Source organism: Thiopseudomonas sp. SA1F2-1K (assembly GCF_057443035.1).
The window spans coordinates 534276-552949 of the sequence record NZ_CM172014.1 but is presented as its reverse complement, the minus strand read 5'-3'; the positions used below and the strand labels follow the sequence as shown (position 1 = coordinate 552949).

Genomic DNA, 18674 nt, shown 5'->3' with positions numbered 1-18674 from the left:
ACAATAAAAAACCTTCTACCTCAGGCATTAACACGCCCAGCGGCAGAAGGTTTTTATGCTGTAGCTTATGACTGGTTTAAAGTTCTGCCGCCACGCGCGAGCCTTGATTAATCGCCCGCTTAGCATCTAACTCGGCGGCAACATCGGCGCCACCAATCAACTGCACTGACTGCCCTGCAGCTTGTAAGGCGTCGAATAACTCACGCTGTGGGGTTTGTCCGGCACAGATAATCACGTTATCTACCGCCAGCACTTGCGGCTCACCCTCAGCAATACGCACATGCAAACCTTGATCATCCACTTTGAGATACTCCACAGCGCTGATCATATCTACATCTTTGTTCTTCAAGCTGGCGCGATGAATCCAACCGGTGGTTTTACCTAAACCTGCACCCACTTTAGTTTTCTTACGTTGCAATAAGAACACTTTACGCGGCGTGCTTGGCTGCTCTGGCTGAACACCGGCTACCCCGCCACGGGCCTCTAAATTCGGATCAATACCCCATTCCTGCCAGAACAGTTGGCTATCTAAGCTGGCTGATTTTCCGCTATGGGTAATAAATTCCGATACATCAAAGCCAATACCACCGGCACCGATTACCGCCACCGTTTGCCCAATCGGGCGACGGCCTTGGAGTGCATCCAAGTAGCTCATCACTTTAGGATGCTCAATGCCTTCAATCTCAGGAGTACGCGGCACAATTCCGGTAGCCAGTAAAATTTGATCAAACTGACCTGCAACCAGATCTTCTGTCGTCACTCGAGTATTGAGCTTCAACTCGACACCGGTTTGCTTAATTTTCTCGCCAAAGTAACGCAGGGTTTCGTAAAACTCTTCTTTACCTGGGACTAATTTAGCCACATTAAACTGCCCACCAATCTCTTCAGCGGCATCAAATAAAGTCACTTGATGCCCCCGCTCAGCTGCTACCGTAGCTGCAGCTAAGCCTGCAGGACCTGCACCCACTACCGCAACCCGCTTAGGCGCGGTGGTGGGTAGATAATTCAGCTCAGTTTCATGGCATGCCCGCGGGTTAACTAAGCAACTGGTTAACTTACCGCTAAAGGTATGATCAAGGCAGGCTTGGTTACAGCCAATACAGGTATTAATTAACTGCGCCTGACCCTTGGCAGCCTTATTTACAAACTCAGGATCCGCCAAGAAAGGCCGTGCCATCGATACCATGTCAGCATCACCGGCAGCCAGCACTTGCTCGGCCACATCAGGCATATTGATTCGGTTGGTTGTCACTAAGGGCAAGTTAACTGCCCCACGCAATTTAGCGGTAACCTTAGTAAAGGCAGCCCGCGGCACACTGGTGGCAATCGTTGGAATACGCGCTTCGTGCCAGCCGATACCCGTATTTAAAATAGTGGCGCCCGCTTGCTCTACGGCTTTAGCCAAGGTCACAATCTCTTGCCAGTCACTGCCATCTTCAATCAGGTCCAGCATCGATAAGCGATAAATAATAATAAACTCTGGGCCTACCGCTTCACGCACTCGACGCACAATTTCTACAGGGAAACGCATGCGATTTTCATAGCTGCCGCCCCACTCATCGGTACGCTGGTTGGTGTGCTTAACTAGAAACTGGTTAATTAAATAACCTTCAGAACCCATAATTTCTACGCCATCATAGCCCGCTTGTTGAGCAAGCTGCGCACAGTTCACAAAGTCGCTAATTTGCTGCTCAATGCCTTCGGCATCTAACGCTTTGGGTTTAAATGGGTTAATCGGTGCCTGAATAGCACTAGGTGCGACTAATTTCGGGCTAAACGCGTAGCGACCGGCGTGCAAAATCTGCATACAGATTTTACCACCCGCTGCATGCACCGCTTCGGTAACAATTTTATGTTGCGCCGCTTCTTCACTGCTGGTGAGCTTGGCCGCGCCCTGATACACGCTACCTTCTTCGTTCGGACCAATCCCCCCGGTTACCATCAAGCCAACGCCACCTTGGGCACGCTCGGCAAAATAAGCCGCCATTTTTTCAAAACCACCGGGACGCTCTTCGAGTCCCGTGTGCATGGACCCCATGAGTACACGGTTTTTTAGGGTGGTAAAACCTAAATCTAATGGCTTTAACAAATTGGGATAGGCTGAACTGCTCATAGTGACTCCATTATCTTTTTCATTATGTTTGCATCAAGCAACACTAAACATCGGATAGGCTTACCATAATCAGCTAGACTAGGCTTCTCAATGATTAAAAGTAACAATCTAATAACCAAAAATGACAGCACAGCAGCTTAAAGTTCGCCTCGGCACACTATCCGTTGGCTTTACCCAAAGTATTCAACAAGCATTAAGCAGCTTAGGGGTATCACCTAAAGCTTTATTTGAGCAGTTCGAACTGGATAAGCCACAGTTAAACCAAGCCCATGGCCGACTATCGATTGCGCGTTATATGCGCTTAGGGCATGCCGCGACTACACTGGCGCAGCGTGCTGATTTTGGTTTATTGATGGGTCGATTCAGTGCCCCAGAACACTTTGGTTTAGCCGGTGTCTGTGCAGCTCAAGCCCCTAATTTAAGAGCCGCCGCTCGTTGCTTAACTGAGTTTGAGCCGCTGTATGCGCAAAATTATCGCGGCCAAAGCCAGCTGATTGAAGATGCACAAGGCGCATGGCTAAGGTTTTACTCAATCAGCCCTTACAATGATTACAACCGCTTTGTGGTGGAGTCAGTGCTCAGTAGCTGGCTACAGCACTTAACGTTAATTGCCCAACAACCGGTGCATGCCGAACAGATTGCGATTGAATACCCTGCACCAAGCTACAGCGCCTGTTATGTCGAGCATTTTGCAGCACCGGTGCACTTTGCCCAAGCGACTAATCAACTGCGTTTGTCACAGCACAGCCTAAGTCTCAGTAACCCCAAACACTGCCCTCACACCTGGCAAGAATTGCTACTGCTGTGTCGCCAACGCCTACAGCAGCTCACCAAACAAACCAGTTTGACCGAACAAGTCATTAGCCTGATTGCTGCCCACCTCAAGCAAGGCGAGCCTACTTTAGAAGAGATTGCCGCGCTCTTAAACTTGCCTAGCTGGACTTTGCGCCGCCGCTTAGCCGCTGAACACACCCAGTTTAATCAACTGCTGCAGCAAACCCGTTATGCCTTAGCTAGCAGCTATATCGCTGATACCCCCCTAAGCTTTAGTGAAATTGCTTGGCTGCTCGGTTTTACTTCACCGGAAGCCTTTCAGAGAGCGTTTAAACGCTGGAGCAAGTTCACGCCTGGCGAATATCGTCGGCATAAACTCAGCACTAACGCAGCACAGTCATACCAGGCAGCTGATAACGTTGCAGCTCAAACTGATTGACTAACTCGCTCAGCCCCTGCTCTAACTGATCAATTTGCAGCACTGCACTGACCTGCTGCTTAGCTTTTTCCCCATTGATGAGTAACAACTGATAGGGGGGGGGGGTAATCCCCCCGCAACCTGTCGCCATTCAGCATTTTTAGAGGAATAACCCACTTTTGCCAGCAAGCCAAAATTCTGATTAGGCTGAATAAAATCGGCTACGTTTTTGGTACGAAACTGCACCGCTCCACCAATCCCACCACTGCCCACACTCAGTGAATCAGCGCCTTTACTAATCACTACCTGCTGGATATTTTCTAGCTCCGTGGTATTACGGGTGCCATTAAAGTAACCGTAACCTTGATATACATCGGGAGCAAAGCTTTCAGCTTGGGGTACGCCATCTACTGTAATTGCCACCCGATCCGCATCCACCCCACGAATAGCGTAGCCATTACTACCGCTACGACCACCCTCTACCACGCTCACTCCGGTGCTTAGACGCACTAAATCACGCTCATCTTGAATGGCTAAACGAGTTAAGTCAGTTGCTGAATGGGTAATCTGCTGAGTATCGCTCGCGTCTAACGCTTCGGCTACTACCTGCTCTGTAGCTAAACTAAGGGTTGCCACGGGCTTTGTACTCATGCGCAATTGGCGCTCGCTGAGCCATTGATAATGCACCGGTAAACCTTTGATTAATTGCTCCAGCGCTTGTTCTGCGGTGAATTTCCCTATCACCTTTGGAGCTGGCCAGTGCCGATAAGCACTGGGTTTAAATAACAGCTGTAGCCTTGCCTGCTCGGCAAATTGAAGCAAGGCCTGATCGAGACTTAGGCCGGTTATAGCAAAGGCTTGGCGCTTACTTGCCGCTTGCACTGCAGTTGTCTCAGCGGCCGCCAGCAATGAACTGGGGGCCACCGCAACAGTTAAGATCAAGGAAGTTTGTAGCGCTACGGCTAAAGCCATTTTGTTGAAATTAGAAAGCATGAACAATAGGTCCTACCATATCCAGTAATAAGAATCACTCGCATGTAAGACGTAAAGTTCAATCGAAACAGTAAATTTGTTTAACAAAAACTCTGCTAAAAATAAAAAACCCGCACAGTCTTGAATAACTGAGCGGGTTTAAACAGCCAGTTTAGCGATGGCTTAACGCTTATTCTTCTTTCTTTTTTCCATTTCTTTTTTCCGCGCCAGCAAGCGTTTTTTCTTATTCACTTGCCGCTCGCTGAGCTTATTTTTCTTATCTTCGTAGGGGTTACTACCGCCTTTATACTCAATGCGGATCGGGGTTCCGACCAGTTTAAGTACTTTACGATACGTATTTTCTAAGTAACGGGTATAGCTTTTAGGCACCGCATCAATTTGATTACCATGAATCACAATCAACGGCGGGTTAGCGCCACCTAAGTGGGCATAGCGTAATTTAATACGGCGGCCATTCACCATCGGCGGCTGATGCTCTTGTACTGCATCTTCTAAAATTTGCGTTAAGCGATTAGTCGGCCAACGGGTAATCGCCGATTTGAATGCGGCTTGCACCGACTGATATAAGTGCCCAACGCCAGTACCATGTAATGCCGAAATAAAGTGAATGTCGGCAAAGTTTAAAAAGTACAGCCGACGCTCTAGCTCGGTTTTTACATAGTCGCGCTCGCTCGGTTGCATGCCATCCCACTTGTTTAACGCCACTACAATCGCGCGCCCTGCCTCTAAAGCAAAGCCGACGAGGCTGAGATCATGCTCAACCACCCCTTCGCGGGCATCCATAACAAAGATCACCACGTTGGCGTCTTTAATGGCTTGCAAGGTTTTCACTACCGAGAACTTTTCCGCCTCTTCATGAATCTTGCCGCGGCGGCGCACCCCTGCGGTATCAATCAGGGTGTACTTTTCTTCATCACGCTCAAAGGGAATATAAATACTGTCGCGCGTGGTACCGGGTTGGTCATATACCACCACGCGCTCTTCACCGAGCATGCGGTTCACCAAGGTGGACTTACCCACGTTAGGACGCCCAATGATGGCAATTTTAATCCCGTCTTTCTCATCAGGACCTGGGATTCGAGCCAGCTCTTGACCTTGTTCAACTGCGGCTAACTCTGCATCGGTTACTTCAGGTTCTTCTTCCTGAACATGGCCAATCACATGCTGCATTAACGGGTTAATGCCACGGCCATGGGCAGCCGCAATCGCAAATGAATCACCCAAGCCTAATGGGCTAAACTCCGCTCGCGCCACTTCTTCATCTAAACTATCAACCTTGTTCACCACAACAAAGGTTTGCTTATTGCGTTTACGCAAATGTTCCGCGATATACTCATCAGCCACGCACAAACCATCGCGGGCATCGACCAAGAAAAAGACTGCATCAGCCTCTTCAATCGCCTGCAGCGACTGAGCTGCCATCTTGGCGTCAATGCCTTCTTCGTCACCGGAAATTCCTCCGGTATCAATCAGAATAAAGCTACGACCTTGCCATTTAGCGTCGCCATACTGACGATCACGGGTTAAACCTGGAATATCACCAACAATGGCATCGCGGGTTCTGGTTAGGCGGTTGAAGAGGGTTGATTTGCCAACATTCGGTCGGCCTACCAAAGCAATTACAGGAACCATGAGTTCCTCCAGCGATAAATCAAAAAAACAAAAAGCCGCTACCAACAATTAGATAGCGGCTCACAATACAGGCGTACCTGTTACTTAATGGTTAATGCGACCAGTTTGCCGCCATTACCATAAGCATAAATCCAGTCACCAACCACTAAGGGCTGCGCTCGCAGACCTTTAGAGTCAATGCGAGTACGGGCAACAAAGCGACCATCTACTTGGCTTAATAAGTGCAGATAGCCTTCTAAATCACCTACAGCAATATAGCTAGCTAAGGTGGCAGGCGCTGACAGCTGACGGCGCAATAGATCTTCATTGCTCCACATCACCACCGATGAGCGCTGATCCACCGCTTCTACAAGGCCATCGGCCAAACTGGCATAGGCATTGCCATAGCCTTCGGCAAGCCCTACATAGCTAGAGGCATCGCGCTGCCACAACACTTGACCGCTCTGTGCATCCAGACCGGCTAAGCGGCCTTGGTAGCTCGCCACATATAAAATACCGTCATTGAGCAGTAAGTCACCATCCACATCGACCATTCGCTCAAGCTCAGTGCGACCGCTAGGAATAGCCACTCGTTGCTCCCAAATGGGTAAACCGCGCTCGGTATCTACGGCAATCACTTTACCGGTTGAGAGACCGGCAAATACCACTTGCTCAGTCATAATCGGCGCACTGGTACCACGCAGCGTTAAAAGTGCTGGCGTATTGTCATACACCCAGCGTTGACGGCCATCATAGGCATCTAAAGCAATTAAGCGATCGTCTTGGGTTTGCACCACCACCACATCACCATTGGTCGCCGGCGCGCTTAATACTTCACTGCCAACCGGCGTACTCCAGTGCTGCTCACCGGTCTGGCTATCTAAAGCAATAATGCTGCCATCCAATGCGGCTAACAGCACCATGCCATAGCCAACTCCGACTGCGCCGGAAATATCTTGCTTAAGCTTAGTTTGCCACTTACTTTTACCAGTAAAACGATCCAACGACTGCACCAAACCATTAGCATCGGCAACAAAGAGCGTATCGCCCTCGGCTGCTGGCGTTAGATTATTCCACAGCTTACCTTGCCCAACTCCCACCGAGCGTGACCATTCGGTTTTTAAGCCCACTTCTTGCTGGATTTTTTGCAGCGCTAATGGCGGTAATTCCTTACTGCCACTGCTGCTACAACCCACCGCCAATAATGACAATGCAAGTACAGCTAAACTACGCGATAACTTCATATTAAGCATCCTTATTAGGGGCTGGCAGATCATCAAGCTTCATCAGTAAAGCACCCTCCGCCGCAGGATTAGTTAGGGCTTTACGTGCACTGGCATAAGCGCTGTAGGCTTCTTCTAGGCGATTGGCTTGCACCAAAATATCACCGCGTACTTCTTCACGGGTAGCAGTAAAAGCTTCTGGGGCTTGGCTAGCAAATAATGCTAAAGCTTCGTCGTATTTCTCTTGGGCGCTGAGCACACGAGCTAAACGTTGACGCGCCAGTTCACCGGTAATCGGATCTGCCGGCTTCTCAACCACAGGCGCTAAAATCTGCGCTGCTTCTTCAAGGCGATCCTCTTCGACCGCTAGCTTAGCTAAAATTAGTTCAGCATATTGCTGGGCATGGCTGCCTTTGGCAGTCGTACGTAGCTCACCCACAATACTAGTGGCCTCGGCAATATCAACTGCCTCTTTGGTATTTAACGAGTTCTCTAGCAAGCTTAGGTACAACGCCGAGGCATTTTGTGCTTGAGTGGTTTGTGAGTTTTGCCAGAAATTCCAGCCGACAACTAGACATACCGCTGCACACACCCCTACCACTAACGAGGTGCCATTACGCTTCCACCAGTCTTTAATCAGCGCTATTTGTTCTTCTTCAGTACGATCAGACACGCCGATACTCCTATTGTAATTCGATTAATGAGAGGAAAGTTGTTGAGCTAAGTGCTCAGACAACTGATCCCATGGAACGGTAATTTGCTCACCTTCTGTGCGTAGCGGTTTAATCGCCACCACTTGCTGCGCGCACTCATCTTCACCCAGCACTAACGCATATAATGCACCACTGCGATCGGCCTTTTTAAACTGACTTTTAAAGCTACCGCCACCAGCATTTACTAGAATCCGCAGCTGCGGCTGTTGATCGCGTAAAGCCTCAACTAAGTTCAGCGCTTGCAACTCAGCTTGCTCACCAAACGCACAAACAAACACATCCACTGTGCGAGCTAAACTGGCTGGAATTTTATCCAATGTTTCCAGTAACAGAATTAAGCGCTCAATGCCCATGGCAAAACCAACACCCGTGGTCGGTTTACCACCAAGTTGTTCAATTAGCCCGTCATAACGTCCGCCGGCACACACCGTACCCTGAGCGCCTAACTCAGTAGTTACCCACTCAAACACTGTTTTACCGTAGTAATCGAGTCCACGCACCAGCTTAGCGTTAATTACATAGGGCACGCCCGCTGCATCTAAGCGCGCTTTGACTCCATTGAAGTGCTCAACCGATTCTTGATCTAAATACTGATCCAGCTTAGGAGCATTTTCTAATAACGCTTGGGTTTGTGCATTTTTGCTATCGAGCACGCGTAATGGATTAGTGCTTAAGCGGCGCTGACTGTCTTCATCCAACTGATCAAAATGCTGCTCTAGGTATTCAACCAGCGCTTTACGGTACACCGCACGAGCTTCTGCTGTACCTAGGCTATTGAGTTCAAGAGTAACCACCTCTTGAATACCTAATTGCTTCCATAACCGCCAAGTTAGAATAATTAGCTCAGCATCAATGTCAGGCCCCGGTAGGTTAAAAGCTTCAACTCCAATTTGGTGGAACTGACGATAGCGGCCTTTTTGTGGTCGCTCGTGACGGAACATCTGGCCGATATACCATAACTTTTGCACTTGCCCGTTATTAATTAAGCCATGTTCCATTACCGCCCTGCCACAGCTGGCTGTACCTTCTGGACGCAAGGTTAAGGAATCACCGTTGCGATCGGCAAAAGTGTACATTTCTTTTTCAACAATATCAGTCACTTCACCGATCGAACGTTTAAACAACTCAGTAAACTCTACAATCGGCATACGAATTTGACGATAGCCATAACTATCTAATAAATCCGCTACGGTTTGCTCAAAATAACGCCAAACCGGAGTTTGCTCTGGGAGAATATCATTCATGCCACGAATGGCTTGCAACGCTTTACTCACTAGGAATCCTTATTTACTTCGCGCGATAAGATTAGCGTTCGCAGCCAATTTCGCGGCTGCTTGCTGACGGATCGTTTGCTCGAGCTGATCCACCAACTGCTCATTATTTAATTTACTAACCGGTTTACCATCAATATAAACCAAGTTTGGCGAGCCACCCGTCAGGCCTATATCAGCCTCTTTAGCTTCGCCTGGCCCATTTACCACACAGCCAATCACCGCAACGTCTAACGGCACTAATAAATCATCCAGACGGGCTTCCAGCTCATTCATGGTTTTCACCACATCAAAGTTTTGCCGTGAGCAGCTCGGACAAGCAATAAAGTTAATTCCACGGCTACGTAACTTCAGTGATTTTAAAATATCAAAGCCAACTTTAATTTCTTCTACTGGGTCTGCAGCCAAAGAAATACGCAAGGTATCACCAATGCCTTCAGCCAGTAACATGCCTAAGCCAACCGCTGATTTCACGGTACCTGAGCGCAGTCCACCGGCTTCGGTAATACCTAAATGCAATGGCTGTTCGATTTGCTGCGCCAGTTTACGATAGGCCTCAACGGCCATAAATACATCTGAGGCTTTAACACTGACTTTAAAATCAGGAAAGTTTAACCGATCTAAGTGCTCCACATGCCGCAATGCCGATTCAACCAGCGCATCAGGCGTTGGCTCGCCATATTTTTTTTGTAAATCTTTTTCTAAAGATCCAGCATTAACCCCAATTCGAATTGGAATGCCGCGATCTCGCGCTGCTTCTACCACGGCTCTCACTCGGTCTTCACGACCAATATTGCCCGGATTAATGCGTAAGCAATCAACACCTAATTCAGCCACTCGCAGAGCAATTTTATAATCAAAATGAATATCAGCTACTAAAGGCACCGCGCTTTGTAGCTTAATTTTGCCAAAGGCTTCAGCAGCTTCCATAGTCGGCACCGAAACCCTGACAATATCCGCTCCGGCTTGCTCTAAGCGTTTAATCTGCGCCACTGTCGCTGCTACATCACAGGTTTCAGTGTTGGTCATGCTTTGCACGCTAATCGGTGCATCACCACCAACGGCAACCTTTCCCACCATAATCTTGCGTGATTGACGACGTTTAATCGGATTTTCACCGTGCATGTTCTTGCCCCAATTTCAGTCTAGCGGTCTTACCATTGCTATAATGACTAAAGTCAATGTGCTCGCCATTGTAAGTCGCTTGAGCGATTGAGCTGGTTAGCCCGATACGCACCGCCAAAGGTGCAAGCCCTGTAACCTCTAGTTGCTCACCGGCACGCTTAGTACCTGAATACAACACTTTATCCTTAGCATCGGTCACACTTAACCAGCACTCGCCACTAAATTCTGCCACAAATTGTCCATGCCCTTCAGCTAACACCGGTAACGCTACTGCTTCATCCAGCACCGGCTCAGCCTGTTCTGTTGCCACTGCAGCAGTCTCACTGCTTGGCTCGCTCTCTGCTATCTCTGCTGCGCCTGGCTCTGAAGCGGACGAATCTGATTCAACATCGGCTGACTCAGTTGGTTCCGGCTCCACCGTAGACGCTTGAGTATCTGCAAGCGGGGCTTGGAATGAGTGAATTTCACTGCTGCCATCTAAGCCCTGAATTTCCACTTGCTGTAATGCATTAGGTGCAGTGTTCAGCGCCTGTTCCTGACGATCTTGCTCAAACCACCAAAACAAAACCAAACCAAGCAGCAATAAAATTAACGCTAACACACTAAAACGCATCAATTTCCACGACAGCTTGGACTCATCGGGTAAGGTTTGAATGACTTTCACCCGCTGCACTGTTGGCCCTGCTTGCTGTTGAATACGGTCATGGGCCTCAAGCAAAGCGCTAACATCTAACTGCAAAAACTGCGCATAGGTGCGCAGGTATCCACGGGAATAAACCTTGGCCAAATTAGTGTAATCATCTGCTTCTAAATCAGTGATCACTTGCGGCGTTAAACGCATCCGCTCAGCCGCCTCTTTTAAACTTAAACCCCGCGCTTCACGCGCTGCCTTAAGGGCACTGCCAGGGCCAGTCATTGCTTGCTGCTCAACTTCACTCATAAATGCTCTCGCTGATATTGCTTATATTCGGCTGAAGCCGGGTATAAGCGGCGCAACTGTAACTCTAAACTGGCAGCCTGACTGTGGTCATTAAAAATACGCGCCAAACGAATGCCTAATAGTAGGCTTTGCGGATTTTGCTCACCGAAGCGCTGAAAATTCTCATAGTTTTTTTGTGCGGGCACGTACTGCTGCTGTTCAAATAATAACGTAGCTAACTCTAAAGAAGCCCGCGGCTGTTCTGGATTTAAACGCAATGAGCGCGCCAAATAATGCTCGGCCTCACTGCTATTGCCTAGTTTAGAGGCGGTTAAGCCTAGGTTTTCAAACACTCTGGAGCGCTCAGGATACATCGTATCTTTAGCGGCTTCGGTAAACAGTTTGTAGGCTTTAGCATACTGTTTACGCTCATATAAAAAACTGCCGTAGTTATTCAGCATCCGTGGGCTACGATCTTGTGCAATGGCTTTAAGAAAGTGCTGTTCGGCTAACTCATACTCCATTTCTTGCTGAAAAACATAGGCTAAAGTGCCGTGAGCATGCGCACTTTTAGGATCAATTTCTAAGGCTTTTTTTAGCGGTACCTTGGCCTGCTCAGTTAAGCCATCTTGGAGATAACCAATCCCCAGCTGGACATAAGCGTCAACCGCTTGCTCTCGGCCACTGCTGGATTTAAGGGGATTTCCATTTCCTGAAGATACGCACGCTGTCAGCCATAAGGCAGCCAATACTGTCGATAAACCTTTGCGCACTTTCATGTTCTCTCCACTGCTGTTCTATTTACTGCTTAACTTCCACTTCAGAGGCCAGCTGGCGTATGGCAATGTAACGCTCACTTCTTCGGGTTCTATCTTGTACATTACCCACTAACTGACCGCAAGCGGCATCAATATCTTCGCCACGGGTTAGGCGCACCGTCACGTTATAACCCGCTTCGATTAATAGCTCTTTAAAGCGATGAATACTGTTATTGCTAGGGCGCTCATAACCCGAGTACGGAAAGGGGTTAAAAGGAATTAAGTTAATTTTACAAGGCACATGACGCAGCAGTTGAATCATTTGCTCGGCATGCTCAGGTAAATCATTCACATCTTTTAATAGCGTGTATTCAATAGTCAGATAACGCTTTTCGCCTAACTTATCCATATAGCGCTTACACGCATCCAGCACTACCGCCAATGGATATTTTTTATTAATCGGTACCAACTGATTGCGCAACTCGTCATTCGGCGCATGCAACGATAAGGCTAAAGCAACATCAGTTACTTCACCTAACTGATCAATCATCGGGGCCACCCCCGAGGTAGATAAAGTCACTTTGCGCTTAGAAATGCCGTAGCCCAGATCATCCATCATCAGTGTCATGGCTGATACAACATTATCAAAGTTTAATAAGGGCTCGCCCATGCCCATCATCACGACGTTAGTAATGGCTCGATCAACGGTAGCCGGGACTGAACCTTCAAAAGACTTATTAGCCACCCATACCTGACCAATAATTTCTGCGGCGGTTAGGTCACTATTAAAACCTTGTTTACCGGTAGAGCAAAAACTGCAATCCAAGGCGCAACCAGCTTGGGAAGACACACATAAAGTGCCGCGCCCTGCCTGCGGAATATACACAGTTTCCACGCAGCTACCTGAAGCCACCCGAATCACCCACTTGCGGGTGCCATCTGCGGAAATATCTTGGCTAACGATTTCAGGTCCCTGAATGATCGCTGTTTGTTTTAACTTATCACGCAACACCTTACTGATGTTGCTCATGTCGTCGAAGTTATCGACGCCAAAGTGATGAATCCACTTCATTACTTGACCGGCGCGAAAACGCTTCTCACCAATGGATTCAAAAAACGCTTCCATTTGCGGCTTAGTTAAGCCCAATAAGTTGGTTTTCTGCTGTGTTGCTAATGTCATGGATTCATCTCTACTTAACTAAAATTAACGAATGCGATCGCACTGTTCAATTTCAGCGAAGAAGAAAGCAATTTCACGGGCTGCAGACGCTTCTGAGTCTGAACCGTGTACTGCGTTCTCATCGATTGATTCAGCAAAATCTGCACGAATAGTGCCCGCTTCTGCTTCTTTAGGGTTAGTCGCACCCATTAATTCACGGTTTTTGGCAATCGCGTTTTCGCCTTCTAATACTTGCACAATAACCGGACCTGAAGTCATGAACTTAACGAGGTCACCATAGAAAGGACGCTCTTTGTGCTCAGCGTAGAAACCACCCGCTTCGCGCTCAGAGAGCTGAACCATTTTTGATGCCACTACACGTAAGCCCGCTTTCTCAAAACGCGTGGTGATTTCACCAATCACGTTTTTAGCAACTGCGTCAGGCTTAATGATAGAAAAAGTGCGTTGAACTGCCATTGTTAAAACTCCAAATAAAATAGGACACAAAAAGTGAACCCGCGAATTATACGCGGGTTCAAGATAAATGCGTAGGGTACGCAAAGGCTTTATACAATTTAACCGGTTAACTGGGGAAAATTAGTCCAACTCTTCGATCCAGGCCGCCTGAATTGCCTCTAATACCCGCTCGCCACTGCGCTCAGGATCATCCTCAAACTCTGGTAGTTCTAGCACTAGCTGACGCAGCTTGACAAAGTTAATGTAACGCGGATCAATCTCTTCATGCAGATCACTTAACTGGATGGCGATTTCTTGCACATCAACCCATTTCAGTCCCATAGCCTTTTCTCCTCAACGCTAAACTGGCCTTATTGGCGCTCAGACACCTGGTTAATGGTGTACTTTGGAATTTCCACGGTTAAATCTGTATCAGCAACCACCGCCTGACACGACAAACGCGAGTCAGGCTCTAGTCCCCAGGCCTTATCCAGCATATCGTCCTCTAACTCATCAGACTCTTCCATGCTGGCAAAACCTTCACGAATAATCACATGGCAAGTGGTGCAGGCACAGGACATTTCGCACGCGTGCTCAATCTCAATCCCGTTACGTAGAGCGGCTTCTATTACTGTTTCACCTGGGTTAGCGTCAACCACCATTCCCTCAGGACAGAGTTCTTCATGGGGTAAAAATATAATCTGTGGCATCTGTCTAATCACTCTCTAGTTCAGTTAACTGTCGACCGGTTAAGGCAGCTTTTACGGTACGATCTAAACGGCGGGCGGCAAATTCGTCAGTGGCTTTGGATAAGTGCTGAGTTGCCGCCTGAATCGCTCCAGCATCTGCTTGGCTAATCGCCTGCTGTAACTTGCTGATGGCCTGCTCAATCTCTGCTTGTTCAGTTGGCGCTAATAGCGCCTCACCATCAGCGGCTAACGCCACCTGTACCGCATCAATTAAACGCTCGGCATCAACCACAAACTCACGCAATGCACGTTGCTGTTTATCGGCTTCAGCAAACTCAAATGATTCTTGAAGCATACGGGCTACTTCATCATCACCTAGACCATAAGAAGGCTTAACTTCAATGCTAGCTTCTACTCCAGAGTTCACTTCGCGCGCACTCACGCTGAGCAGACCATCGGCATCGACCTGAAAGGTTACGCGAATTTTTGCTGCGCCCGCTACCATCGGCGGAATACCACGTAGTTCAAAACGTGCCAAAGATCGACAATCACTTACCAGCTCACGCTCCCCTTGAACCACATGGATCATCATCGCTGTCTGCCCATCTTTGGCGGTCGTAAACTCTTGTGCTCGGGCAATCGGAATAGTGCTATTGCGTGGAATTACTTTTTCCATCAGATCACCCATGGTTTCTAAACCAAGGGACAATGGAATCACATCCAACAACAGCAACTCATCACCCTGTTGATTTCCAACCAAAGCATCGGCCTGTCTTGCGGCACCAATAGCTACTACTTGGTCTGGATCAATCGAGGTTAACGGCTCGCAAGCAAATTGCTCACCGACTTGCTGACGGACATAGGGCACACGGGTGGAACCCCCCACCATCACCACATTACTGATTTCATCCAACTCAATCTGCGCATCGCGCACTGCCCGTCGGCACGCACGCAAACTGCGCGCGACCAAGGGCTCGAGTAATAGATTGAGCTGCTCACGGGACAATTCACCCTGCCAGCCAGCAAAACTTACGGCTACTTGCGATTGCTCGGTTAACGCTTCTTTAGCTGCACAAGCCTGCTGCAACAGTTCGCGCTGGGCAGCGGGCGTTAAGTCATCTGAGACTCCGGCTTGTTCAATTAGCCAGTTAGCAATAGCATGATCAAAGTCATCACCACCTAAAGCACTGTCACCACCGGTGGCTAATACTTCAAACACCCCTTGGGTTAAGCGCAAAATAGATACATCAAAGGTGCCGCCGCCCAAGTCATAGATCACCACAATACCTTCGGCCTGCTGATCTAAACCATAAGCCACCGCCGCTGCCGTCGGTTCATTTAATAGGCGTAAAACGGTAATACCAGCTACCTTAGCTGCATCTTTGGTAGCTTGACGCTGAGCGTCATCAAAATAAGCCGGCACGGTAATCACCGCTCCAACTAGCTCACCACCTAAGGCTTGCTCCGCTCGCTGCCGTAACACCGTTAAGATTTGTGCCGAAACTTCTACCGGACTCTTAGCACCTTGCACCGTCTGAATATAGGGCATACCAGAGTCACCCGCAGTAAACTCATAGGGCATTTGCTGACCCAACTGCTGAATATCGGCCAGCCCTCGCCCCATCATTCGCTTGACCGATAAAATGGAGTTTAAAGGATCTTGCGCCGCAGTCTGTCGAACACTGGCACCTACCTCCACTCGATCCGCGTGATAACGCACTGCTGAAGCCAGTGATTTATTACCCTCTAGGTCAGCGATAGGTTCAGCAACACCGCTGCGCACGGTAGCAACGAGCGAGTTAGTGGTACCCAAATCAATCCCTACGGCCAACTTACGTTGGTGGGGTTGCGGGCTTTGTCCTGGTTCAGCTATTTGTAGTAAGGCCATAACTTTCATCATCAGGCACCTGCGACTTCAGGTGCAGGTTAATCGTCCAAACGCTCTTCAAGCTGTCTGATTTCGGTTGTTAGCTTATCTAAAAACTGCATGCGTCTGGCGTACTTTTCAGCCAGCTCTAACTGCTCAGGATCTTGCCAAACTGCGGCGAACAACTGATTTAACTCGGCGCGTGCCTGAGTTAAACGCTGCTTAAAGGGAGCAATTGCATCAAAGCTAGCCAATGCTTGGAGATCTTCTAATTCTTCGCGCCACTGCATCTGCTGAAATAAAAACTCACCATCTTGAATGGTGGTTTCAGTGGAGACAGGACGTCCTTGCAAAGCCAATAAATACAGTGCTCGAGAGGTCGTATTTTTGAGCGTTTGATAAGCATCGTTTAAGCTCGCGGCTTTCGCCAAGGCTTCACGACGCTCAGTATCGGAAGCAGACACAAAACGGTCTGGGTGTACAGTTTTTGCGAGCGCTCGATAATCTGCGCCTAGTTTTGAAAGATCCACTTCAAAACTAGGCGTTAAGGATAAGAGCTCAAAGTAGTTAGGCGCGTCAGTCATAATTAAACACTAAAGCTTTCGCCGCATCCGCACTCACCGCGCGAATTAGGGTTGGTGAACTTGAAGCCTTCATTCAGCCCTTCTTTAACGAAGTCGAGCTGTACACCGTCCAAGTACACTAAGCTTTTAGGATCAACTATCACCTTAACGCCATACTCTTCAAATACTTGGTCTTCAGTTTGCAGTTCATCAACGAACTCCAAAACGTATGCCATTCCTGAACAGCCAGTTGTACGCACTCCAAGCCGAATCCCTAATCCTTTTCCACGCCCAATCAATGAACGTTGGATATGACTAGCTGCTGCTTCTGTCATGCTAATGGCCATTGGGGCACTCCTTAGACTAAGCCTTTTTTCTGTTTGTAATCACGTACTGCAGCTTTAATCGCATCCTCAGCCAATACCGAGCAGTGAATTTTCACTGGTGGCAACGCCAGCTCTTCGGCAATGGTGGTGTTCTTGATTTGCTCTGCTTCCTCAAGGGTTTTGCCCTTCATCCACTCGGTTGCTAACGAGCTTGATGCAATGGCTGAACCGCAGCCGTAGGTTTTGAACTTAGCGTCTTCAATAACGCCGTTGTCACCCACTTGGATTTGTAAACGCATCACGTCGCCACAAGCAGGTGCACCCACCATGCCGGTTCCAACGTTTTCTGCACTGTCATCCAGCTTGCCTACGTTACGTGGGTTCTCGTAATGATCTAAAACTTTATCGCTATATGCCATTTTACTCTTCCTCACTCATAGGCACGCATTAATGCGCTTGCCATTCCACTTGACTTAGGTCTACGCCGTCTTTATGCATATCCCAAAGTGGTGATAATTCACGCAGTTTATTCACTGCTTCTTTAATTTGACTCGCCGCACGATCCACTTCTTCTTCAGTAGTGAAACGTCCAAAAGTAAAGCGGATAGAACTGTGTGCTAGCTCGTCATTGCGGCCTAAAGCACGCAATACATACGAAGGTTCTAAAGAGGCTGAAGTACAGGCTGAACCTGAAGACACGGCCATATCTTTTAGCGCCATAATTAATGACTCACCTTCAACATAGTTGAAGCTAAGGTTTAAGTTATGCGGCACTCGCTGGGTCTGACTGCCATTCAGGTAGAGCTCTTCCATGTCACTTACATGGCTGTAAAAACGCTCACTTAACTGTTTCATCCGTGCATTTTCTTCAGCCATTTCCGCCTTAGCAATGCGGCACGCTTCACCCATTCCAACGATCTGGTGAGTAGCTAAAGTACCTGAACGCATACCACGCTCATGTCCACCGCCATGCATTTGTGCCTCTAAGCGAATACGTGGTTTGCGACGAACATAGAGCGCACCAATACCTTTGGGGCCATACATTTTGTGCGCTGAAAGGGACAGCAAGTCCACCTTCATGGTTTCCATGTTAATTTCAACTTTACCAGCTGACTGAGCAGCGTCCACATGGAAAATGATACCGCGGGCACGCGTCAGCTCACCAATTGCGGCGATATCATTGATGGTTCCCACTTCGTTGTTCACGTGCATAATCGACACTAAAATAGTGTCATCGCGCAGCGCTTGCTCAACCATTTCAGGCGTGACGATCCCTTCTTCGGTGGGGTCAATGTAGGTTACCTCATAACCTTCACGCTCTAGCTGACGGCACGTATCCAACACTGCTTTATGCTCAATTTTTGAGGTAACAATGTGCTTACCTTTAGAAGCATAAAAGTGCGCCACACCTTTGATCGCTAAGTTATCCGACTCGGTAGCACCTGAAGTCCAGACAATCTCACGCGGATCCGCATGAATTAAATCAGCGACTTGGCGGCGCGCCTCTTCAATTGCCTCTTCGGCTTTCCAGCCGTAAATATGCGAACGAGAAGCCGCATTACCAAAGTTACCCTCCATGGTGAGACAGGCAATCATCTTCTCTGCTACGCGTGGATCTACTGGCGTAGTTGCCGAGTAGTCTAGGTAAATCGGTAATTTCATTTGCACTTCTCCTCAATCAGTCTGGCTACCCGCT

19 protein-coding genes are annotated in these 18674 nt (G+C 48.4%); 1 reads left to right on the top strand and 18 read right to left on the bottom strand.

The features are described from left to right. Positions 1-76 precede the first annotated feature (76 nt). Positions 77-2113, bottom strand: a complete 2037-nt coding sequence (locus tag AC2T15_RS02630) for an NADPH-dependent 2,4-dienoyl-CoA reductase (protein WP_053103560.1) — start codon at positions 2111-2113, stop codon at positions 77-79. Between the two features lie 121 nt (positions 2114-2234). On the opposite strand from AC2T15_RS02630, the gene AC2T15_RS02625 reads away from it, so the two are divergent. Then, entirely contained in the window at positions 2235-3326 is a 1092-nt protein-coding gene (locus AC2T15_RS02625) for an AraC family transcriptional regulator (protein WP_053107984.1), read from the top strand. 21 nt (positions 3327-3347) lie between these two features. Here the strand turns inward: AC2T15_RS02625 and AC2T15_RS02620 are convergent, their stop codons facing one another. The 17 genes from AC2T15_RS02620 to AC2T15_RS02540 all read right to left on the bottom strand — a co-directional run bounded on the left by AC2T15_RS02620 (position 3348) and on the right by AC2T15_RS02540 (position 18640). Continuing rightward, positions 3348-4298, bottom strand: a complete 951-nt coding sequence (locus AC2T15_RS02620; protein ID WP_486778660.1) for a TonB-dependent receptor plug domain-containing protein — start codon at positions 4296-4298, stop codon at positions 3348-3350. A 162-nt stretch (positions 4299-4460) separates the two neighbouring features. Beyond that, positions 4461-5930: a ribosome biogenesis GTPase Der gene (gene der / locus AC2T15_RS02615; protein ID WP_053105921.1), complete on the bottom strand. Its 1470-nt coding sequence runs from the start codon at positions 5928-5930 to the stop codon at positions 4461-4463. Positions 5931-6010: 80 nt separating this feature from the next. Continuing rightward, a complete protein-coding gene (gene bamB / locus AC2T15_RS02610; RefSeq protein WP_434060753.1) occupies positions 6011-7153 on the bottom strand; it encodes an outer membrane protein assembly factor BamB in 1143 nt (380 codons plus the stop codon). 1 nt (position 7154) lies between these two features. After that, positions 7155-7805, bottom strand: a complete 651-nt coding sequence (locus AC2T15_RS02605; protein ID WP_286592928.1) for a YfgM family protein — start codon at positions 7803-7805, stop codon at positions 7155-7157. 24 nt (positions 7806-7829) lie between these two features. After that, positions 7830-9119 (bottom strand): histidine--tRNA ligase, encoded by a 1290-nt coding sequence (gene hisS / locus AC2T15_RS02600; protein WP_286592929.1) that lies wholly within the window; start codon positions 9117-9119, stop codon positions 7830-7832. Positions 9120-9128: 9 nt separating this feature from the next. Next, positions 9129-10241, bottom strand: coding sequence for a flavodoxin-dependent (E)-4-hydroxy-3-methylbut-2-enyl-diphosphate synthase (gene ispG, locus AC2T15_RS02595; protein WP_486778659.1), 1113 nt, complete (start codon positions 10239-10241; stop codon positions 9129-9131). Continuing rightward, positions 10231-11181, bottom strand: coding sequence for a RodZ domain-containing protein (locus AC2T15_RS02590; protein ID WP_486778658.1), 951 nt, complete (start codon positions 11179-11181; stop codon positions 10231-10233). The genes ispG and AC2T15_RS02590 overlap by 11 nt, the downstream gene beginning before the upstream one ends. After that, positions 11178-11939, bottom strand: coding sequence for a type IV pilus biogenesis/stability protein PilW (pilW, locus tag AC2T15_RS02585; RefSeq protein WP_286592931.1), 762 nt, complete (start codon positions 11937-11939; stop codon positions 11178-11180). The genes AC2T15_RS02590 and pilW overlap by 4 nt, the downstream gene beginning before the upstream one ends. A gap of 22 nt (positions 11940-11961) precedes the next feature. Continuing rightward, the gene (gene rlmN / locus AC2T15_RS02580) at positions 11962-13098 is read right to left on the bottom strand and encodes a dual-specificity RNA methyltransferase RlmN (protein WP_286592932.1); all 1137 of its coding nucleotides are present in this window, start codon (positions 13096-13098) and stop codon (positions 11962-11964) included. A gap of 24 nt (positions 13099-13122) precedes the next feature. Continuing rightward, positions 13123-13554 carry a nucleoside-diphosphate kinase gene (gene ndk / locus AC2T15_RS02575; protein ID WP_053101390.1) on the bottom strand — a complete coding sequence of 144 codons (432 nt, stop codon included), beginning with the start codon at positions 13552-13554 and terminating at the stop codon, positions 13123-13125. Between the two features lie 120 nt (positions 13555-13674). Then, positions 13675-13875, bottom strand: coding sequence for a Fe-S cluster assembly protein IscX (gene iscX / locus AC2T15_RS02570; RefSeq protein ID WP_096334868.1), 201 nt, complete (start codon positions 13873-13875; stop codon positions 13675-13677). 29 nt (positions 13876-13904) lie between these two features. Further along, positions 13905-14243, bottom strand: coding sequence for an ISC system 2Fe-2S type ferredoxin (gene fdx / locus AC2T15_RS02565; RefSeq protein ID WP_053101389.1), 339 nt, complete (start codon positions 14241-14243; stop codon positions 13905-13907). 4 nt (positions 14244-14247) lie between these two features. Then, entirely contained in the window at positions 14248-16110 is a 1863-nt protein-coding gene (gene hscA / locus AC2T15_RS02560; protein WP_053108805.1) for a Fe-S protein assembly chaperone HscA, read from the bottom strand. Between the two features lie 38 nt (positions 16111-16148). Beyond that, positions 16149-16673, bottom strand: a complete 525-nt coding sequence (hscB, locus tag AC2T15_RS02555) for a co-chaperone HscB (RefSeq protein ID WP_053101388.1) — start codon at positions 16671-16673, stop codon at positions 16149-16151. 2 nt (positions 16674-16675) lie between these two features. Continuing rightward, on the bottom strand, positions 16676-16999 hold the full coding sequence (gene iscA / locus AC2T15_RS02550) for an iron-sulfur cluster assembly protein IscA (protein ID WP_286592933.1): 324 nt from the start codon (positions 16997-16999) through the stop codon (positions 16676-16678). Between the two features lie 11 nt (positions 17000-17010). Next, positions 17011-17397, bottom strand: coding sequence for a Fe-S cluster assembly scaffold IscU (gene iscU / locus AC2T15_RS02545; protein WP_053101386.1), 387 nt, complete (start codon positions 17395-17397; stop codon positions 17011-17013). Positions 17398-17425: 28 nt separating this feature from the next. Continuing rightward, a complete protein-coding gene (locus AC2T15_RS02540; RefSeq protein ID WP_053101385.1) occupies positions 17426-18640 on the bottom strand; it encodes an IscS subfamily cysteine desulfurase in 1215 nt (404 codons plus the stop codon). Between the last annotated feature and the right edge of the window lie 34 nt (positions 18641-18674).